This is a genomic window from Azonexus sp. GW821-FHT04F04 (assembly GCF_059420025.1).
In genome coordinates, this window is sequence record NZ_JBWKSX010000004.1 from 256084 (window position 1) to 273545 (window position 17462).

The window sequence follows — 17462 nt, forward strand, 5'->3', positions numbered from 1 at the left end:
GCAGTTTTCATATACTCGCAGAAGTCACCTCACTCGCCAATCTCCGTCAGGCCCCGCCATGCGCCGTAGCACCGCTCTTCCCAAACCCCCCGCCGGACAACCTCTGCCGGAAACCCATGTGTGGCTGACCTTGCGCACGCTCTTCCCCTACCTTTGGCAATACCGTCTGCGCGTTCTTGCCGCGATGGCTTGCCTGATCAGCGCCAAGGTGGCCAATGTCGGGGTGCCACTGGTTTTCAAGGAGATGATCGACGGGCTGTCGGGCGGCGAGCAACTGCTTGCCTTGCCGATTCTGCTGCTCGTTCTTTACGGCACGCTGCGCTTTTCCACCTCGCTGTTTCAGGAACTGCGCGAAATCCTCTTCGCCCGGGTCACGCAACGCGCCGTCCGGCAGGTGTCGCTGGAAGTCTTCCGCCATCTGCACGCGCTGTCGCTGCGTTTTCATCTCGAACGGCAGACCGGCGGCGTGTCGCGCGATATCGAACGGGGCAGCCGGTCGATCTCCAGCCTGATTTCCTACACGCTTTATTCGATCCTGCCGACACTGGTCGAAATCGGCCTGGTTCTTGGCATCCTGCTCGTCAAATACGACATCGGTTATGTCGTCATCACGCTGATTTCCCTGGTCACCTACGTTGTTTTCACCATCAAGGTCAGCAACTGGCGCATCGACATCCGCCGCGCCGTCAATGAAAACGACTCGGCGGCCAACACGCGTGCGGTCGATAGCCTGCTCAACTACGAGACGGTCAAGTATTTCAACAACGAAGCTTGGGAAGCCCGCCGTTACGACGAACAACTGATCAAATGGGAAGAGGCGGCAACGCGCAGCCAGACGACGCTGGCTTTTCTCAATCTCGGCCAGCAGGCGATCATCGCGCTGGGTGTCACGGCCATGATGTGGCGCGCAGCGAGCGGCGTTGTCGATGGCCGGATGACCATCGGCGACCTCGTGCTGGTCAATGCCTTCCTGATCCAGCTCTACATGCCGCTCAATTTCCTCGGCATCGTTTACCGCGAAATTCGCCAGGCGCTGACAGATATCGAACGGATGTTCAAACTGCTCAACGAGAACCGCGAAATCGCCGATGCGCCGGATGCCCGCGACCTGCCAACCGGCCCTCTGCAGGTCAATTTCGACGCCGTCGAGTTCGCCTACGAGTCGAACCGGCAAATTCTGAAAAACCTGAGTTTTGCCATTCCTCCCGGCAAGACGGTGGCCGTCGTCGGTCATTCCGGGGCCGGCAAGTCGACGCTGTCTCGACTGCTTTACCGTTTCTACGACGTCACGGGCGGTGCCGTCCAGATCAACGGCCACGATCTGCGCGCCTTGAAGCAAACCAGCCTGCGTGCCGCCATCGGCATCGTCCCGCAGGACACGGTGCTGTTCAACGACACCATTTTCTACAACATCAATTACGGCCGCCCGGAAGCCAGTCGCGACGAGGTTTTCGCCGCGGCGCGGGCCGCCCAGTTGCACGACTTCATTGAATCCTTGCCGCTCAAGTACGAGACACGCGTCGGCGAGCGCGGACTCAAATTATCCGGCGGCGAAAAGCAACGTGTCGCCATTGCCCGGGCCCTGCTCAAGAATCCGCCGATCCTGATCTTCGACGAAGCCACTTCGGCGCTCGACTCGGCGACCGAACGGGCCATTCAAACGCAACTGGAACAAGTCGCCATTGGCCATACGACACTGGTTATTGCCCACCGATTGTCTACGGTCATGAATGCCGACGAAATCCTGGTCATGAACGAGGGGCGGATCGTCGAGCGCGGCAGCCATACCGCTCTGCTGGCCGCCGACGGCACTTACGCCCGGATGTGGACGCTGCAACAGCAGGAAGATCGCGACATGGAGCCGATCACGCCGTGAATGCAATGCGCGGCACAACATTGAGGCGAAACCGTGGCAACTGGTTGTTGCCACTGGTGACTTTCTTGTTGCTGGCCTTGGTGACGCTCGCGACTTGGCACTGGCAGCTGCGCCTGGAGACTCACGCCGAGGAACTGGCCAACAATCAGGAAAGCGCGGCGATTACGGCCGAGATTCGCGACCGCCTGAATCTGCACGGCCAGTTCCTCCGCTCGCTGCAGGCCTTTGCCACTGCGGCGCCGATGCAGGATCTGGCAACGTGGCGACGTTTTGCCAAGGCCATGGAAACCGAGGGCAGCCTGACCGGGATGTTTGCCTTCGCCTATGCCCCGGTTGTGCATGGCGACGCCGCAGAGTCATTTCAAAAATCGAGCAAAATTCCGGTTGACCGTAGCAGGCTGCGAATTTTCCCTAAAACCGACTCCCGGCTGGTCTTGCCGCTTGTCTTTATCGCACCGGAGTCGCCAGCCCTTCAAGCCGTGATCGGTTTTGACCTGTTGTCCGAGCCAACTCGCCGCGAAGCGATCAACCGCGCCATCCTTACCGGCAAAATCGCGATGACGGCACCCATCGAACTTCAGCCCGACAAAGGAAAAAAACGTCCGGGCTTCCAGATGGTCCAGGCCATCTTCCACGACCGCACCTTGACCAGCCGCCTCGACACGAACAAGCGCGCTTTCGCCGGCGTCGTCCTGACGGCTTATCGCTTCGACGAGTTCATGTCGTCCTTCAAGCTTCCCCTCGGCAGCCGCTTCGTGCTGCAAATCTTTGACGAATCACTGGCCGGAGACAGCGCCGAGGCTTCGGTCCCGACCCTGATCTACAACTCGGACCCCAGCCACAGCATTGGCGATGCACCTTTGCTGCATCACGAAATCGATTTTGGCGGCCGCAACTGGATTCTTCACTTTTATTTGAACAGCCATGCCAACAAAGGACTCGACACCCCGGCATTGGTTCTCTACGGCGGACTTCTGGGTAGCCTGCTGCTGGCGCTCCTCGTTCACCACCTTGCCACCCATCGAGAACGCGCTGAACGCTATGCACTCTCCCTGACACGAGAGCTGAGCGAGCACCGCGACCATTTGCAGGAACTCGTCCACGAGCGAACAGCCAGTCTCGAAAGCGCCTTGCAGCAGGCGCGCGCCGCCAGCCAGGCAAAATCGGAGTTTCTGGCCAACATGTCGCATGAGCTACGCACGCCGATGCATGCCATCCTCGGCTTTGTCGAACTCGGCAACCGACGCGCCGCGAATGCCAACGACCCCAGAATCACCCAGTACTTCCAGCGTATCGACCAAAGCGGGCAACGCCTGCTCACCCTGATCGATGAATTGCTCGATCTCTCGAAACTGGATGCCGGGCAAATGGCCTTGCACCCGATCACTTTCGACGTGCTTGCCTTGGTCAAGCAGGTCGGGGCACAGCTCGAATCGCTGCTGATCGATCGCAAGTTGCAACTCGATATCAGCAACCTGGCGGCGAGCACTCGCCTCACCGCCGACGAAGGCCGGATAACCCAGGTCATCTGCAACCTGCTCTCCAACGCCATCAAATTTTCACCGGAAGGCGGATGTATTCGCATCGAAATATCGGAAGCCAAACTCCCGGCGGGCCGGCGCGTCGAGGACAGCGGTTTGCAAACGGCACTGGCCATCAGCTTCATTGATCAGGGAATCGGCATACCAAGCGATGAACTGGAGCACATTTTCGAAAAGTTCGTGCAAAGTAGCGCCACCAAGAACGGGGCGGGTGGAACGGGACTCGGGCTGGCTATTTGCCGGGCAATTGTTGCCCAGCACCGTGGTACGATTGCAGCCCACAACAATCCAGGGCCAGGCGCCTGTTTCGTCGTCACCCTGCCATTGAACTGCTGGATGGAAAAATCGGGACAACATGACTAAGAAACGTGTCTTGCTGGTGGACGACGAAGAACTCAACCTGGAAATTCTGGTCGAGTATTTCGAAGGGGAGGATCCCTTCGTCCTGCAAACAGCAGACAGCGGCGAAGCCGCGTGGCAACTGCTACAACATCCGGAAAGCGATTTCAAACTTATCCTGCTGGACCGGATGATGCCAGGGCTGGACGGCATCGCCCTACTCAAAAGGATGAAGGGCGACCCGCGCCTCTCCGGCATCCCCGTCATCATGCAGACGGCCGCCAATTCCCCCGAGCAGATTCGCGAAGGTCTCGAAGCCGGCGCTTACTACTACCTGACCAAGCCCTACCGTCGAGACAGTCTGCTCGCCATCGTTCACGCGGCGCTGAGTGATGCCGAGGCACGTAACTCGCTTAGCCGGCAGTTGCACCAGCACATCAACTCGCTGCAGTTTCTCGACCGCGCTGAATTTTCAATCCGGACCGTCGATGAAGCAGCCCGATTGGCCTCGTTTATTGCGCACGCCTGCCCGAATCCCGAAGCTGCTGTGATGGGAATTTCCGAGTTGCTGATCAACGGGGTGGAGCACGGCAATCTCGGCTTGGCCTATGCCGAGAAAAGCATTTTGAAACAAGAGGATCGCTGGCACGAAGAGATCATCCGACGCGCCGCCCTGCCGGAAAATGCAGCCAAGGAAGTCCGCCTGAGCTATCACCGTCAGCCTGAAGCCATCACCCTTCGCATCTGCGACCAAGGCAGTGGATTTCCATGGCAAAACTATCTCGAAATGGACCCTGAGCGCGCCTTTGATCCCAATGGTCGCGGTATAGCAATGGCCCGCATGCTGAGCTTCAGCAGCATCACCTATGAGGGCAGCGGCAATATTGCCGTCGCCACCATTCGCTGTGGCAATGGAAACAATGGTGAGCATCAAACATGACTTCGATTTCAAGCAAGATGAAGGTACTGGCCGTCGATGACAACCGCACCAATCTGCACATTCTTCAGGTTTTCCTGAAGAAACTGGGGCACGACGTACTGCTGGCCGAGAACGGTGAAGAGGCCGTCCGCCGCTTTGCAGCCGAGTCCCCGGATCTGGTGTTGCTCGACATCATGATGCCGGTGATGGATGGGTTCGAGGCGGCACGCAGAATCAAGGCAATGCCGCGCGACCGCTGGACGCCGGTCATCTTCCTCTCAGCGTTGAATCGCGATGAAAATCTGGTTGAAGGCCTTGATGCCGGCGCCGACGACTACCTGACCAAACCGATCAATTTCGTTGTCCTCGAAGCCAAGCTTCGCTCGATGCAGCGTTCGCTGGCCATGCAACAGGAGTCCATCGACTCACTTCGGCGCGTACAAACCATTTCAGACAACGTGCTCGATGCCATTATCACCAGCGACGAATACGGCACCATGGTATCCGTCAACAAGTCCACCGAGCGTATCTTTGGCTGGACTTCCGATGAAATGGTAGGCAAAAACGTTTCCATGCTAATGCCGGAGCAGGAACGGTCGGCGCATGAGGTCCGAATCAGAGATCACGCCACGGACAGTTCGCCAAAGCCCATCGGCCTAGAGCGGGAACTCGAAGCTCAACACAAGGATGGTCACCGGTTTGCTGCGACAATGACCATCACGGAAATGGTGCTCGACAATCAGCGAATGATGGTCGGCGTCATCCGCGATATTTCTGAGCGCAAGCAAACGGAGCAAAAACTCCGCGAAAATGCCCGCCAGTTGCAGGACTATTACGACCAGACCCAAGCTGAACAACATCTCGCCTTGGGCCTGATGGAGAAGCAACTCCATCGCAAGGGCCTCCAGGACAGCCGTCTACGCTATACAGTCATCCCGGCCGAGAACTTCAGTGGCGACATCGTTGCCGCCAATCGCTCACCAGATGGACTTTTCTACGCCTTGCTCGCCGACGCCACCGGGCACGGCCTGACTGCAGCCATCAGCGTGTTGCCCGTGCTCGCGCTGTTCTACAGAATGACAAAGCTCAATCGGCCAATACGCGAGATTGTTCTTGAACTGAACTACCAACTAAAGGAGTCCATGCCTGTTGGGCGCTTCGTCGCCGTTACACTGGTTTGCCTCGACGAAACGAAAAAACAGGGCGACATCTGGGTTGGCGGCACCCCCGAAGCCTTCCTGTTCGACCGATGGGGAAGGATATCCCGCACCTTCCCATCGGCTAATCTTCCATTGGGGATCGTCGGCAATGACGAACTCGGCGGCAATCCCCAACATTTCGATTGGGCTGGAGAGAGCCAGTTAGTACTCTGCTCGGACGGCTTGCTTGAGGCGACCAACCCAGAAGGCATTCAATTTGGTGTCGAGGGGCTGATAACCGCTACCGCCAATACCTCGCCGACTGACCGCTTTGCCAAAATTGAGGCCGCGCTGGCGAGCCACCAAAATAACGGCGTCGCTAGCGACGACATATCGCTAATGCTTATCGACTGCCCGTAAGCATCAGCAAAAAATACGGACAAAAAAAAGGCCGGAAATTCCGGCCTTTTTAACTACCGCTGCATTTAGGCAGCGGATTCTTCGATTTCCACAGCCTCGGTGGGCTCCGGACGGTCGACCAGTTCAACAAATGCCATCGGAGCATTATCGCCAACACGGAAACCACACTTCAGAATACGAAGGTAGCCGCCCGGACGGGTTGCATAACGCGGGCCGATTTCGGCGAACAGCTTGACCACGATATCGCGGTCGCGCAGGCGGTCGAAGGCCAGACGCTTATTGGCCAGCGTCGGGGTCTTGCCGAGGGTGATCATCGGTTCAACAACACGGCGCAGTTCCTTTGCTTTCGGCACGGTGGTCTTGATGGCCTCGTGCTTGAGAAGGGAAACGGTCATGTTGCGCAGCATCGCCAAGCGATGGCTGCTGGTACGGTTTAGTTTGCGAAGTCCATTGCGGTGACGCATGGTTAATCCTTTCTATATTCTGCAGGCGTCCCTTGACTACCCGGGCGGAAAAGGCTTACGCCTTTTCCAGACCGGCGGGCGGCCAGTTTTCCAGTTTCATGCCGAGCGTCAGACCGCGAGCGGCCAACACTTCCTTGATCTCATTCAGCGACTTGCGACCCAGATTCGGAGTCTTGAGAAGTTCATTTTCGGTACGCTGGATCAGATCGCCGATGTAGTAGATATTCTCAGCCTTGAGGCAGTTCGCAGAACGAACCGTCAATTCGAGATCATCCACCGGACGGAGCAGAACCGGATCAACCTGAGCTGGCTTGGAAGCCTCGGCCACAGGTGCGGTACCCTCCAGATCAGCAAAGACCGAAAGCTGTTCCATCAATACGCGAGCAGCGTAGCGAATGGCTTCTTCCGGCTCGACAACGCCGTTGGTTTCAATATCGACAATCAACTTGTCCAGGTCGGTACGCTGTTCAACGCGAGCGCTTTCGACAGCGTAAGCAACGCGACGAATCGGGCTGAACGATGCGTCAAGAACCAGCTTGCCAATTGACTTGGCATCGCCGAGATTGCGCATATTGCCGGGTACGTAACCACGGCCCTTCTCGACCTTGATCTCCATGGACAGCTTGCCGCCCGTGGAGAGGTGAGCGATTACGTGTTCCGGATTGATGATTTCCACGTCGTGCGGCAATTCGATATCGCCAGCACGAACGGGACCTTCACCTTCCTTGGCCAGCTTCAGGTTAACGACATCGCGATTGTGCAGCTTGAACACGATACCCTTGAGGTTGAGGAGAATGTCGACGACATCTTCCTGCACGCCATCAATGGTCGAGTACTCATGAAGAACACCATCAATACCAACCTCGGTCGGTGCATAACCAACCATTGAGGAAAGCAGGATACGACGCAGCGCGTTGCCAAGAGTATGGCCATAACCGCGCTCAAACGGCTCCATGACCACCTTGGCCTGCACGGGCGAAACGCTCTGCACGTCGATGATACGGGGTTTAAGAAGTCCACTGCTTTGCATGGGCTAGATCCTCTGCTCAGTGCTTACTTCGAGTAAAGTTCGATGACGAGACCTTCATTCAGGGTCGCCGGCAGTTCAGAGCGCTGCGGCATGGCCTTGAATGTGCCCTTGCCTTCCTTGACATCCACCGAAATCCACTCGGGGAAACCGCGGGACTCTGCAGCTTCCAGCGCAGCCTTGCAACGCAGGGAAGCGCGGGCACGATCGGTCAGCTGGACAACATCACCCGGCTTGACGATAAAGGAAGGAATATTGCAGCGCTTGCCGTTGACCAGAACGCCATTGTGACGAACGATCTGACGGGACTCGGTGCGGGAAGCACCAAAACCCATACGGTAGGCGACGGAGTCGAGGCGGGCTTCGAGCAATTGCAGGAGGTTTTCACCGGTCTGGCCCTTGCGACGGTCAGCTTCGGCAAACGTCTTGCGGAACTGGCCTTCGAGGACGCCGTAGACACGACGGATCTTCTGCTTGGCACGGAGGTGAACACCATAGTCAGACAAACGAGCGCCTGATTTTTGGCCGTGTTGGCCAGGAGCATACGAACGACGCTCAATGGCACACTTGTCGGTAAAACACTTTTCGCCCTTCAGGAACAACTTTTCGCCTTCGCGGCGGCACTGACGGCATTTCGGATCGAGATTACGAGCCACTTGTCTTTCTCCTTAGATGCGGCGCTTTTTGGGCGGACGGCAACCGTTATGCGGCACCGGCGTCACGTCGGAAATCGCGGTGATCTTCATGCCCAACGCGTTCAGAGCGCGGACCGAAGATTCACGACCAGGACCAGGGCCCTTGATGCGAACTTCCAGATTCTTAACGCCACATTCCTGAGCAGCCTTGCCAGCGGCTTCAGCAGCAACCTGAGCAGCAAACGGGGTGGACTTGCGCGAACCGCGGAAGCCGGCACCACCGGAAGTAGCCCAAGACAACGCATTGCCCTGACGATCGGTAATGGTGATGATGGTGTTATTAAACGATGCGTGAATATGGGCGATGCCCTCAGCAACGTTCTTTTTAACCTTTTTGCGAACTTTGGTAGCAGTCTTTGCCATGTTCTGTCCCTATTACTTCTTGCCAGCAATGGCCTTGCGCGGACCCTTGCGAGTGCGAGCATTGGTACGGGTGCGCTGACCGCGGCAAGGCAAGCCCTTGCGATGGCGAAGGCCACGGTAGCAACCGAGGTCCATCAGACGCTTGATGTTCATTGTGACTTCGCGACGCAGATCACCTTCTACGGTGAATTTGCCGACTTCGTCACGCAGACGATCCATGTCCGCATCGGACAGGTCTTTCATTTTGGTAGAACGAACGATACCGGCCGCGTCACAAATCTTCTGTGCGCGGGTACGGCCGATGCCGAAAATCGCGGTCAACGCGATCTCTGCATGCTGATGGTTCGGAATGTTTACCCCTGCGATACGGGCCATCGAATCACTCCACTATTTCAAAATTAACAAATGCCGACGCCAAAGCCATTAGCCTTGGCGCTGCTTGTGACGCGGGTCCTTGCAAATGACGCGAACGACACCCTTGCGACGGATGACTTTGCAATTGCGACACACGCGCTTAACTGAAGGATGCACTTTCATGTTTAACTCCTCGTCTGCGAGAGCTTGGAAGCAGCCGTGATTCCTTGCCCTGCGGTTTATTGCGTAGAGAACTCTTTTACTTGACCCGGAAAACGATCCGGGCCTTGCTTAAATCATATGGCGTCAACTGTACGGTCACTTTGTCACCGGGAAGAATGCGTATGTAATGCATTCGCATCTTTCCGGAAATGAACCCAAGCACAATATGGCCGTTTTCCAACTTGACCTTGAAGGTCGCATTTGGGAGATTTTCAACAACCTCCCCTTGCATTTCTATGTAATCCTCTTTTGCCATGAGCAATTACTTGATCATCGGTGCGCCTTTGAAATTTGCCTTCTTCAGCAAGCTTTCATACTGGTGCGACATCACGTAGGCCTGAACCTGCGACATAAAGTCCATGGTCACGACTACGATAATCAACAGCGAAGTGCCACCAAAATAGAACGGTACGTTCCATTTCAGGATCAAAAATTCCGGAAGCAGACAAACGACAGTGATGTAGGCGGCGCCGATCAGGGTCAAACGCATCAATATCTTGTCAATGTAGCGCGCTGTCTGCTCACCCGGGCGAATACCGGGAACGAACGCACCGCTTTTCTTCAGGTTATCCGCAGTTTCCTTGGAGTTGAACACCAAGGCGGTGTAGAAAAAACAGAAGAAGACGATCGCCGAGGCATACAGCATGACGTAAATCGGCTGTCCTGGCGACAAAGTACCAGCAACATCCTTCAACCAGTGCATCGACTCGCTAGCGCCAAACCAGTTGGCGGCTGTGGCGGGGAACAGGATGATCGACGAGGCGAAAATCGGTGGGATAACGCCAGACATATTCAGTTTGAGCGGTAGATGCGAGCTCTGACCACCGTAAATCTTGTTGCCAACCTGGCGCTTGGCATAATTGACCAGAATCTTGCGTTGACCGCGCTCTACAAACACTACGAAGCCCGTCACCACCACAACCAGAACACAGATGATCAGTGCGGTCAGCGGATGCATGGCACCGGTACGAACCAGTTCAAGCAGTCCGCCAATGGCGTTTGGCAAGCCGGCAGCGATACCTGCGAAAATGATGATCGAAATCCCGTTCCCAAGACCGCGCTCGGTAATCTGCTCACCCAGCCACATCAGGAACATCGTACCGGTCAGTAGCGTCGACACCGTGGTCAGACGGAACATGAACCCAGGATCGTTAACCAGCCCAGCCTGCGCCTCGAGCGCCACAGCGATACCCAGCCCCTGAAAGAGGGCGAGAATCACGGTGCCATAGCGGGTATATTGCGTAATCTTGCGACGTCCGGCTTCACCCTCTTTTTTCAGGGCTTCGAGTTGCGGACTGGCAACACTCATCAGTTGCATGATGATCGAGGCCGAAATGTACGGCATGATCCCAAGTGCAAAAATGGTGAATCGCGACAAGGCACCACCCGAGAACATGTTGAACATGCCCAGGATGCCGCCCTGTTGCGAATTGAAGAGATCGGCCAGCGCGTTCGGGTCAATCCCAGGAACCGGAATATGGGCGCCAATGCGGTACACGACCAGCGCACCAAGCAGGAACCAGAGCCGGCGCTTGAGATCGCCGAACTTGCCACCCTTGCCAACGGTATTGGGATTTGCTGCCAACGTTCTAACCTTTCCCTGTCTTACTCTGCGACGACCGAGCCGCCGGCAGCTTCGATAGCAGCCTTGGCACCCTTGGTAGCGCCCACACCCTTAAGGACAACCTTGCGGGCGATGGCGCCAGATAGGATAACCTTGGCGGAGAGAGCGTCACCCGGAACGATACCGGCAACCTGCAGGGCGAGGAGATCAATCTCTTCAACCGGCAGACGCTCGAGGTCGGTCAGGCGAACTTCGTAGTTACGGGCACGGGTCAGCGAGTTGAAACCACGCTTCGGCAGGCGACGCTGCAAAGGCATTTGACCGCCTTCGAAGCCAACCTTGTGGAAACCGCCCGAACGGGACTTCTGACCCTTGTGGCCACGGCCGCAGGTCTTGCCGAGGCCGGAACCGATGCCACGACCGACGCGCTTGGCGGCCTTCTTGGAGCCTTCACCCGGCTTGATGGTATTCAGACGCATGGCTTAACCCTCAACCTTGACGAGATACTGAACCTTCTGGATCATGCCGCGCACGCACGGCGTATCCACCAGTTCAGAGGTGCTGTTCAGCTTGCGCAGACCCAGACCACGCACCGTGGCGCGGTGGTCCTGCTTGGTGCCGATGATGCTCTTGACGAGCTTCACTGTGATTTTCTTGTCAGCCATCACTTACCCCAGAACCCGTTCAATCGGAAGACCGCGCTTGGCGGCGATTTCCGATGGCGTATTGACCTTCGACAGACCGTCGATGGTGGCACGCACGATGTTGTAAGGATTGGTCGAGCCGTGCGCCTTGGCCACCACGTTGGTGACGCCGACGACTTCGAAGACAGCGCGCATGGCGCCGCCAGCGATGATGCCCGTACCTTCCGGAGCCGGCTGGATCATCACGGTGGTGGCGCCGTGACGGCCCATGACGGTGTGATGCACGGTGCCGTTCTTCAGGCTGACCTTGGCCATCTTGCGACGGGCCTCTTCCATTGCCTTCTGAGCAGCCACGGGCACTTCGCGGGACTTGCCCTTGCCCATGCCGATGCCGCCATCGCCGTCACCAACGACAGTCAGGGCTGCGAAACCGAGGATTCGGCCGCCCTTAACCACCTTGGTAACGCGATTGACCGCGACCATCTTTTCGCGCATGCCGTCATCACGCTCTTCAGCTTGCTGCGGCTTCTTGTTTCTTTCAGGTTTAGCCATTTTTTAACCTTATCCTTTCGCAGCGATCAGAACTTCAGACCGGCTTCACGCGCGGCTTCCGCCAGCGCCTGAACCCGACCGTGGTACTGAAGACCGGAACGATCGAAAGCCACTTGCTCGATGCCGGCGGCCTTTGCGCGCTCGGCAATCAGCTTACCCACCGAAGTGGCAGCAGCCTTGTTACCGCCGTTCGGGACGTCGTTGCGAACGTCCTTGTCCAGCGTGGAAGCCGAAGCCAGGACCTTACCGCCACAGGGCGAGATGATCTGGGCATAGATGTGCTGATTCGTGCGATTGACGCACAGACGCACAGCCTTGAGTTCGGCGATTTTGGCCCGGGTTTGGCGGGAACGGCGCAAACGCGCTTGTTTCTTATTAAACATATGCCACCCTTACTTCTTCTTGGTTTCCTTGATAACCACCACTTCGTCCGAGTACCGAACGCCCTTGCCCTTGTAGGGCTCCGGCTTGCGGTATGCACGAACTTCGGCAGCGACCTGGCCAACCTGTTGCTTGTCGGCCCCCTTGATCAGGATTTCGGTCTGGGTCGGGCATTCCACTTTCACACCAGCCGGCATCTTGTGCGCGACCGGGTGTGAAAAGCCCAACGACAGATTCAGGACATCACCCTGAGCCTGGGCGCGGTAACCCACGCCGACCAACTGGAGCTTGCGCTCGAAACCCTTGGAAACACCAGTGACCATATTGTTGATGTTGGCACGCATGGTGCCCCACATGGCAGCTGCGTTAGCGGCGCCTTCAACCTTGGAAACCTGGACGTTTTGACCTTCGACGGAAATCGTCACGGACGGATGCGTAATCGCCTTCAGGGTACCCAGCGGGCCCTTGACGGTAATGTCCGCACCAACCGAAACTTCAACGCCGGCCGGCAGAACGATGGGATTTTTACCAATACGAGACATCGATATCCCCTTATGCCACGATGCAAAGAACTTCGCCGCCGACCTTGCTGGCGCGAGCCTTGCGATCAGTCATGACACCCTTGGGGGTCGACACGATGGCAACGCCCAGACCGTTCATGACGCGAGGAATATCTTCGCAACCCTTGTAGATACGCAGGCCAGGCTTAGAGACACGCTCGATGCGCTCAATGACCGGACGACCGGCGTAATACTTGAGTGCGATATCGAGGGTCGGCTTGCCATCAGCCTGACGAACTGCGAAATCATCAACGTAACCTTCATCCTTCAGCACGGCAGCGATAGCAACCTTGACTTTGGACGAGGGCATGGAGACAGACGCCTTTTCGGCGAGCTGGGCGTTGCGGATGCGAGTCAGCATGTCCGCGATCGGATCGCTCATAGCCATTTCTGAATCTCCTTTTTACCAGCTGGCTTTAACAACACCCGGAACTTCGCCATTGAAGGCCAGTTCGCGGATCTTGTGACGGCACAGACCGAACTTACGGAAAACACCACGCGGACGACCAGTCAGCTGGCAGCGGTTGCGCAGACGAGACGGGCTCGAATTGCGCGGCAGGGCCTGGAACTTCAGACGGGCAGCGTAACGCTCATCGTCAGACAGGCTCGCGTTATTGAAAATCGCCTCGAGGGCAGCACGCTTCTTGGCGTACTGAGCCACAAGCTTGCGGCGCTTTTCTTCACGGTTGATCAGAGCAAGTTTTGCCATGATTGCCTCAATTCTTGAACGGGAACTTGAACGCCGCCAACAGAGCCTTGGCTTCTGCGTCGGATTTCGCGGTCGTGGTGATGCTGATGTTCATACCCCGGAGAGCATCAATCTTGTCGTACTCGATTTCCGGGAAAATGATCTGCTCTTTGACACCCATGTTGTAGTTGCCCTGGCCATCGAAACCCTTGCCAGAAACACCACGGAAGTCGCGAACTCGCGGCAGCGCAACGGTGACCAGACGATCAAGGAACTCGAACATGCGCGGACCACGCAGCGTGACCATACAGCCAATCGGATAACCGTCACGAATCTTGAAGCCGGCAATAGACTTGCGGGCCTTGGTCGTCACCGGCTTCTGACCTGCGATCTTCTGCATGTCGCCAACAGCATTCTCGAGAACCTTCTTGTCAGCTACCGCTTCACCGACACCCATGTTCAGGGTGATCTTGGTGATGCGCGGGACTTCCATCACGGACTTGTAACCAAATTGCTTGCTCAGATCAGCAACAACGGTTTCTTTGTAAAACTCTTGCAAACGCGCCATGACCACTCCTTATGCGTTGACCAGTTCGCCGTTCGACTTGAACACGCGAACCTTGCGGCCATCCTCGAGCGCCTTGATGCCGACACGGTCGGCCTTCTTGGTCGCCGGATTGAACAGCGCAACATTGGAGATATGAATCGGCATGTCCTTATCAACGATGCCACCCGCTACACCCTTTACAGGGTTCGGCTTGACGTGCTTCTTGGCACGATTGACACCCTCGACGAGCACATGCTCATCATCGACACGACGCAGCACGGTACCGCGCTTGCCTTTGTCTTTACCGGTAATAACGACGATTTCGTCGCCTTTACGAATCTTTTCCATGGCCAGTCCTTACAGCACTTCAGGAGCCAGGGACACGATCTTCATGAAGCGCTCGGTACGCAGTTCGCGGGTTACCGGGCCAAAGATGCGCGTGCCGATCGGCTCGAGCTTGTTGTTGAGAAGAACGGCGGCATTGCCATCAAAGCGAACCAGCGAACCATCGGGACGACGAACGCCCTTGGCGGTACGAACCACCACAGCATTGTAGACATCACCCTTCTTGACGCGGCCACGCGGCGCAGCATCCTTGATGCTGACCTTGATGATGTCACCAATGCCAGCATAGCGGCGCCTGGATCCACCGAGCACTTTGATACACATTACTGAACGTGCGCCGGTGTTATCGGCGACATCCAGAGTCGTCTGCATCTGAATCATTTAAATTAACTCCAACTTAATCCGCTTGCGCGGTCAGTCTTGGAACCCGTACGGGTTGAACAACTTCGCAAACCCTCAGGACGAAGGCTGCAAAAAAGAAGCCGGATTATACCGGCTTCTTTCAAGACTGCGCAAGCATTTTAAGAAATTTTCGTTATACAACGATCGCCTTCTCAAGAACACTCGTCACTGCCCAGGTCTTGGTACGCGAAACCGGACGGGTTTCGACGATCTCAACGAGATCACCTGCCTTGGCCGAGTTGCCCTCGTTATGGGCATGATACTTCTTCGAACGAACCATCACCTTGCCGTACATGGGGTGCTTGACCTTGCGTTCGACGAGGACGGTAACCGTCTTTTCCATCTTGTCGCTGACAACGCGACCGACGAGAGTACGTTTGATACTGGTGGTTTCGCTCATTGCTGCACCGCCTTTTCACGGATAAGCGTACGAACGCGAGCGATGTCGCGACGCACCTTGGACATTTGGCTGGTATTGGACAGCTGCTGGGTAGCGAGCTGCATACGCATACCGAACTGGGCCCTCAACAGGTCCAGCAATTCCTTGTTGAGCTCGTCCACGCTCTTGGTTCTCAATTCACTAGCTTTCATGATTACCCCAGATGACGAGTCACGAAGGTGGTGGCAATCGGCAACTTGGCGGCAGCGAGAGCAAATGCTTCGCGCGCCAAAGCTTCATTAACACCATCCATCTCATACAGCACTTTGCCCGGCTGGATCTCGGCGACCCAATACTCCGGGTTACCCTTACCGTTACCCATACGAACTTCAGCCGGCTTCTTGGAAATCGGCTTGTCCGGGAAGATACGGATCCAGATGCGGCCGCCACGCTTGATGTGACGGGTCATGGCACGACGGGCAGCTTCGATCTGACGCGCCGTCAGGCGGCCACGACCGGTTGCCTTGAGACCCCACTCACCGAACGACACTTTCGTGCCGCGGGTGGCCAGGCCTTCGTTGCGCCCCTTATGTTCCTTGCGGAACTTGCGGCGATTTGGTTGCAGCATGTTAAGCACCTGCCTTTCTTGCGCCCGGAGCGCCAGCGCCATCAGCCTTCTTGACGGTACGGGTACGCGGCTTGTCGCCTTCCGGCTTGCCCGGTGCACGACGCGGACGACGATCATCGGCTACCGGCTCGACAACTTCCGGCTGCTCGTTGCGATCCAGCATGTCGCCCTTATAAACCCAGACCTTGATCCCGATGATGCCATAGGTGGTCAGAGCTTCCGAGGTGGCGTAGTCGATGTCGGCGCGCAAGGTATGGAGCGGCACACGGCCTTCGCGATACCATTCGCTACGAGCGATTTCAGCACCATTCAGACGGCCAGCGCTCATTACCTTGATGCCCTGGGCACCCAGACGCATGGCGTTCTGCATGGCGCGCTTCATGGCGCGGCGGAACATGATGCGCTTTTCGAGTTGCTGCGCAATTGAATCAGCGATCAGTTGTGCATCGATTTCCGGCTTGCGGATTTCCTCGATCGAAACATGCACGGGAACACCCATGATGCGCTGAAGATCTGTACGCAGTTGCTCGATGTCTTCGCCCTTCTTGCCGATGACCACACCCGGGCGAGCCGAGTAGATGGTGACACGGGCATTCTTGGCGGGACGCTCGATCAGCACACGACCAACAGAGGCGTGCGCCAGCTTGCGCTTGAGATACTCACGAACCTTGATGTCTTCGTTGAGCATGCCCGGGAAATCCTTGCTGTTGGCATACCAGCGCGAACCCCAGTTCTTGGTGACTGCCAGGCGGAAGCCAGTCGGATGTATTTTCTGTCCCATGGCTCTTCCTTAGTTACCAACGGTCAGATAGATATGGCAGGTCGGCTTGACGATCCGATTGCCACGACCCTTGGCGCGCGCCGTAAAGCGCTTGAGCACCATGCCTTTTTCAACGTAGATGGTTTTCACCGTCAGTTCGTCGATATCAGCACCATCATTGTGCTCGGCGTTGGCAATTGCCGACTCCAGCACTTTCTTGACGATTCCGGCGCCCTTTTTGGGGCAAAAAGCCAGGATGTTCAGAGCCTGGCCAACCGGCTTGCCGCGCACCAGGTCCGCAACCAAGCGGCCCTTTTGCGCAGAGAGGCGTACGCCTCGCAAATTTGCACGAGTTTCCATGTCAGCTCCTTACTTCTTGGCCTTCTTGCCGGCGGTGTGACCCTTGAACGTGCGGGTCAGCGAGAACTCGCCGAGCTTGTGACCGACCATATTTTCGGTAACGAACACCGGAATATGCTGCTTGCCGTTATGCACCGCAATCGTCAGGCCGATGAACTCGGGGAGGATCGTCGAACGACGCGACCATGTCTTGATCGGGCGCTTGTCGCTGGTGGCGCGGACCGCTTCGACTTTGTCGATCAGATGCGCATCAACAAACGGGCCCTTTTTGAGAGAACGTCCCATTTCCTACC

The 17462-nt window shown here is 56.8% G+C and carries 28 protein-coding genes; 4 read left to right on the plus strand and 24 right to left on the minus strand.

The genetic code is table 11. The features are described 5' to 3' along the window. Positions 1-58 precede the first annotated feature (58 nt). Genes AC07TV_RS10560 through AC07TV_RS10575 form a run of 4 tightly spaced genes read left to right on the plus strand, consistent with a single transcriptional unit; the run spans position 59 to position 6234 of the window. Positions 59-1876, plus strand: a complete 1818-nt coding sequence (locus AC07TV_RS10560) for an ABCB family ABC transporter ATP-binding protein/permease (RefSeq protein ID WP_494648344.1) — start codon at positions 59-61, stop codon at positions 1874-1876. 5 nt (positions 1877-1881) lie between these two features. Next, positions 1882-3780 carry a CHASE domain-containing sensor histidine kinase gene (locus AC07TV_RS10565; RefSeq protein WP_494648466.1) on the plus strand — a complete coding sequence of 633 codons (1899 nt, stop codon included), beginning with the start codon at positions 1882-1884 and terminating at the stop codon, positions 3778-3780. Further along, the gene (locus tag AC07TV_RS10570; RefSeq protein WP_494648345.1) at positions 3773-4696 is read left to right on the plus strand and encodes a response regulator; all 924 of its coding nucleotides are present in this window, start codon (positions 3773-3775) and stop codon (positions 4694-4696) included. Before AC07TV_RS10565 ends, AC07TV_RS10570 begins: the two co-directional genes overlap by 8 nt. Then, positions 4693-6234 (plus strand): PAS domain S-box protein, encoded by a 1542-nt coding sequence (locus AC07TV_RS10575; RefSeq protein WP_494648346.1) that lies wholly within the window; start codon positions 4693-4695, stop codon positions 6232-6234. The genes AC07TV_RS10570 and AC07TV_RS10575 overlap by 4 nt, the downstream gene beginning before the upstream one ends. Before the next feature lie 65 nt (positions 6235-6299). Here the strand turns inward: AC07TV_RS10575 and rplQ are convergent, their stop codons facing one another. From rplQ to rpsS, 24 genes are all read right to left on the minus strand, one after another. Next, a complete protein-coding gene (rplQ, locus tag AC07TV_RS10580; RefSeq protein WP_117607667.1) occupies positions 6300-6698 on the minus strand; it encodes a 50S ribosomal protein L17 in 399 nt (132 codons plus the stop codon). A gap of 55 nt (positions 6699-6753) precedes the next feature. After that, positions 6754-7728 carry a DNA-directed RNA polymerase subunit alpha gene (locus AC07TV_RS10585; protein WP_226403544.1) on the minus strand — a complete coding sequence of 325 codons (975 nt, stop codon included), beginning with the start codon at positions 7726-7728 and terminating at the stop codon, positions 6754-6756. A gap of 23 nt (positions 7729-7751) precedes the next feature. Continuing rightward, positions 7752-8381: a 30S ribosomal protein S4 gene (gene rpsD, locus AC07TV_RS10590; RefSeq protein WP_117607665.1), complete on the minus strand. Its 630-nt coding sequence runs from the start codon at positions 8379-8381 to the stop codon at positions 7752-7754. 12 nt (positions 8382-8393) lie between these two features. Beyond that, positions 8394-8783: a 30S ribosomal protein S11 gene (gene rpsK / locus AC07TV_RS10595; RefSeq protein ID WP_066880003.1), complete on the minus strand. Its 390-nt coding sequence runs from the start codon at positions 8781-8783 to the stop codon at positions 8394-8396. Positions 8784-8795: 12 nt separating this feature from the next. Further along, positions 8796-9158 carry a 30S ribosomal protein S13 gene (gene rpsM, locus AC07TV_RS10600; RefSeq protein ID WP_117607664.1) on the minus strand — a complete coding sequence of 121 codons (363 nt, stop codon included), beginning with the start codon at positions 9156-9158 and terminating at the stop codon, positions 8796-8798. A gap of 48 nt (positions 9159-9206) precedes the next feature. Beyond that, positions 9207-9320: a 50S ribosomal protein L36 gene (gene rpmJ / locus AC07TV_RS10605; protein WP_226403541.1), complete on the minus strand. Its 114-nt coding sequence runs from the start codon at positions 9318-9320 to the stop codon at positions 9207-9209. A gap of 76 nt (positions 9321-9396) precedes the next feature. Continuing rightward, positions 9397-9615, minus strand: a complete 219-nt coding sequence (infA, locus tag AC07TV_RS10610) for a translation initiation factor IF-1 (RefSeq protein ID WP_226497006.1) — start codon at positions 9613-9615, stop codon at positions 9397-9399. 6 nt (positions 9616-9621) lie between these two features. Further along, positions 9622-10944: a preprotein translocase subunit SecY gene (gene secY / locus AC07TV_RS10615; protein WP_494648347.1), complete on the minus strand. Its 1323-nt coding sequence runs from the start codon at positions 10942-10944 to the stop codon at positions 9622-9624. A 20-nt stretch (positions 10945-10964) separates the two neighbouring features. Further along, complete coding sequence (gene rplO, locus AC07TV_RS10620) at positions 10965-11402, minus strand: 50S ribosomal protein L15 (RefSeq protein WP_494648348.1); 438 nt, start codon at positions 11400-11402, stop codon at positions 10965-10967. A gap of 3 nt (positions 11403-11405) precedes the next feature. Beyond that, positions 11406-11588 carry a 50S ribosomal protein L30 gene (gene rpmD / locus AC07TV_RS10625; protein WP_117607660.1) on the minus strand — a complete coding sequence of 61 codons (183 nt, stop codon included), beginning with the start codon at positions 11586-11588 and terminating at the stop codon, positions 11406-11408. Positions 11589-11591: 3 nt separating this feature from the next. Next, complete coding sequence (gene rpsE, locus AC07TV_RS10630; protein ID WP_117607659.1) at positions 11592-12119, minus strand: 30S ribosomal protein S5; 528 nt, start codon at positions 12117-12119, stop codon at positions 11592-11594. Between the two features lie 26 nt (positions 12120-12145). Further along, positions 12146-12502 carry a 50S ribosomal protein L18 gene (gene rplR / locus AC07TV_RS10635; protein ID WP_117607658.1) on the minus strand — a complete coding sequence of 119 codons (357 nt, stop codon included), beginning with the start codon at positions 12500-12502 and terminating at the stop codon, positions 12146-12148. Positions 12503-12511: 9 nt separating this feature from the next. Next, positions 12512-13042: a 50S ribosomal protein L6 gene (rplF, locus tag AC07TV_RS10640; RefSeq protein WP_226497002.1), complete on the minus strand. Its 531-nt coding sequence runs from the start codon at positions 13040-13042 to the stop codon at positions 12512-12514. A 10-nt stretch (positions 13043-13052) separates the two neighbouring features. Beyond that, a complete protein-coding gene (gene rpsH / locus AC07TV_RS10645; RefSeq protein WP_117607656.1) occupies positions 13053-13448 on the minus strand; it encodes a 30S ribosomal protein S8 in 396 nt (131 codons plus the stop codon). A gap of 15 nt (positions 13449-13463) precedes the next feature. Next, on the minus strand, positions 13464-13769 hold the full coding sequence (gene rpsN / locus AC07TV_RS10650; protein WP_117607655.1) for a 30S ribosomal protein S14: 306 nt from the start codon (positions 13767-13769) through the stop codon (positions 13464-13466). Between the two features lie 7 nt (positions 13770-13776). Next, the gene (gene rplE / locus AC07TV_RS10655) at positions 13777-14316 is read right to left on the minus strand and encodes a 50S ribosomal protein L5 (protein WP_226403532.1); all 540 of its coding nucleotides are present in this window, start codon (positions 14314-14316) and stop codon (positions 13777-13779) included. A gap of 9 nt (positions 14317-14325) precedes the next feature. After that, positions 14326-14643 carry a 50S ribosomal protein L24 gene (gene rplX / locus AC07TV_RS10660; protein ID WP_117607653.1) on the minus strand — a complete coding sequence of 106 codons (318 nt, stop codon included), beginning with the start codon at positions 14641-14643 and terminating at the stop codon, positions 14326-14328. Positions 14644-14652: 9 nt separating this feature from the next. Further along, on the minus strand, positions 14653-15021 hold the full coding sequence (rplN, locus tag AC07TV_RS10665; RefSeq protein ID WP_011286097.1) for a 50S ribosomal protein L14: 369 nt from the start codon (positions 15019-15021) through the stop codon (positions 14653-14655). 154 nt (positions 15022-15175) lie between these two features. Further along, complete coding sequence (gene rpsQ / locus AC07TV_RS10670) at positions 15176-15442, minus strand: 30S ribosomal protein S17 (protein WP_117607652.1); 267 nt, start codon at positions 15440-15442, stop codon at positions 15176-15178. Further along, positions 15439-15633, minus strand: coding sequence for a 50S ribosomal protein L29 (rpmC, locus tag AC07TV_RS10675; RefSeq protein WP_117607651.1), 195 nt, complete (start codon positions 15631-15633; stop codon positions 15439-15441). Before rpmC ends, rpsQ begins: the two co-directional genes overlap by 4 nt. A gap of 2 nt (positions 15634-15635) precedes the next feature. After that, positions 15636-16049, minus strand: coding sequence for a 50S ribosomal protein L16 (gene rplP, locus AC07TV_RS10680; protein WP_028994191.1), 414 nt, complete (start codon positions 16047-16049; stop codon positions 15636-15638). Position 16050: 1 nt separating this feature from the next. Further along, entirely contained in the window at positions 16051-16830 is a 780-nt protein-coding gene (rpsC, locus tag AC07TV_RS10685; protein WP_117607650.1) for a 30S ribosomal protein S3, read from the minus strand. A 9-nt stretch (positions 16831-16839) separates the two neighbouring features. Further along, positions 16840-17169: a 50S ribosomal protein L22 gene (gene rplV, locus AC07TV_RS10690; protein WP_226497000.1), complete on the minus strand. Its 330-nt coding sequence runs from the start codon at positions 17167-17169 to the stop codon at positions 16840-16842. Positions 17170-17178: 9 nt separating this feature from the next. After that, the gene (rpsS, locus tag AC07TV_RS10695) at positions 17179-17454 is read right to left on the minus strand and encodes a 30S ribosomal protein S19 (protein WP_011286091.1); all 276 of its coding nucleotides are present in this window, start codon (positions 17452-17454) and stop codon (positions 17179-17181) included. Between the last annotated feature and the right edge of the window lie 8 nt (positions 17455-17462).

Bases quoted from the DNA above. Each gene is read 5' to 3' on its own strand.
- AC07TV_RS10560 (WP_494648344.1), top strand. From the start codon at position 59: ATGCGCCGTAGCACCGCTCTTCCCAAACCCCCCGCCGGACAACCTCTG.
- AC07TV_RS10565 (WP_494648466.1), top strand. From the start codon at position 1,882: ATGCGCGGCACAACATTGAGGCGAAACCGTGGCAACTGGTTGTTGCCA.
- AC07TV_RS10570 (WP_494648345.1), top strand. From the start codon at position 3,773: ATGACTAAGAAACGTGTCTTGCTGGTGGACGACGAAGAACTCAACCTG.
- AC07TV_RS10575 (WP_494648346.1), top strand. From the start codon at position 4,693: ATGACTTCGATTTCAAGCAAGATGAAGGTACTGGCCGTCGATGACAAC.
- rplQ (WP_117607667.1), bottom strand. From the start codon at position 6,698: ATGCGTCACCGCAATGGACTTCGCAAACTAAACCGTACCAGCAGCCAT.
- AC07TV_RS10585 (WP_226403544.1), bottom strand. From the start codon at position 7,728: ATGCAAAGCAGTGGACTTCTTAAACCCCGTATCATCGACGTGCAGAGC.
- rpsK (WP_066880003.1), bottom strand. From the start codon at position 8,783: ATGGCAAAGACTGCTACCAAAGTTCGCAAAAAGGTTAAAAAGAACGTT.
- rpsM (WP_117607664.1), bottom strand. From the start codon at position 9,158: ATGGCCCGTATCGCAGGGGTAAACATTCCGAACCATCAGCATGCAGAG.
- rpmJ (WP_226403541.1), bottom strand. From the start codon at position 9,320: ATGAAAGTGCATCCTTCAGTTAAGCGCGTGTGTCGCAATTGCAAAGTC.
- infA (WP_226497006.1), bottom strand. From the start codon at position 9,615: ATGGCAAAAGAGGATTACATAGAAATGCAAGGGGAGGTTGTTGAAAAT.
- rplO (WP_494648348.1), bottom strand. From the start codon at position 11,402: ATGCGTCTGAATACCATCAAGCCGGGTGAAGGCTCCAAGAAGGCCGCC.
- rpmD (WP_117607660.1), bottom strand. From the start codon at position 11,588: ATGGCTGACAAGAAAATCACAGTGAAGCTCGTCAAGAGCATCATCGGC.
- rpsE (WP_117607659.1), bottom strand. From the start codon at position 12,119: ATGGCTAAACCTGAAAGAAACAAGAAGCCGCAGCAAGCTGAAGAGCGT.
- rplR (WP_117607658.1), bottom strand. From the start codon at position 12,502: ATGTTTAATAAGAAACAAGCGCGTTTGCGCCGTTCCCGCCAAACCCGG.
- rplF (WP_226497002.1), bottom strand. From the start codon at position 13,042: ATGTCTCGTATTGGTAAAAATCCCATCGTTCTGCCGGCCGGCGTTGAA.
- rpsH (WP_117607656.1), bottom strand. From the start codon at position 13,448: ATGGCTATGAGCGATCCGATCGCGGACATGCTGACTCGCATCCGCAAC.
- rpsN (WP_117607655.1), bottom strand. From the start codon at position 13,769: ATGGCAAAACTTGCTCTGATCAACCGTGAAGAAAAGCGCCGCAAGCTT.
- rplE (WP_226403532.1), bottom strand. From the start codon at position 14,316: ATGGCGCGTTTGCAAGAGTTTTACAAAGAAACCGTTGTTGCTGATCTG.
- rplX (WP_117607653.1), bottom strand. From the start codon at position 14,643: ATGGAAAAGATTCGTAAAGGCGACGAAATCGTCGTTATTACCGGTAAA.
- rplN (WP_011286097.1), bottom strand. From the start codon at position 15,021: ATGATTCAGATGCAGACGACTCTGGATGTCGCCGATAACACCGGCGCA.
- rpsQ (WP_117607652.1), bottom strand. From the start codon at position 15,442: ATGAGCGAAACCACCAGTATCAAACGTACTCTCGTCGGTCGCGTTGTC.
- rpmC (WP_117607651.1), bottom strand. From the start codon at position 15,633: ATGAAAGCTAGTGAATTGAGAACCAAGAGCGTGGACGAGCTCAACAAG.
- rplP (WP_028994191.1), bottom strand. From the start codon at position 16,049: ATGCTGCAACCAAATCGCCGCAAGTTCCGCAAGGAACATAAGGGGCGC.
- rpsC (WP_117607650.1), bottom strand. From the start codon at position 16,830: ATGGGACAGAAAATACATCCGACTGGCTTCCGCCTGGCAGTCACCAAG.
- rplV (WP_226497000.1), bottom strand. From the start codon at position 17,169: ATGGAAACTCGTGCAAATTTGCGAGGCGTACGCCTCTCTGCGCAAAAG.
- rpsS (WP_011286091.1), bottom strand. From the start codon at position 17,454: ATGGGACGTTCTCTCAAAAAGGGCCCGTTTGTTGATGCGCATCTGATC.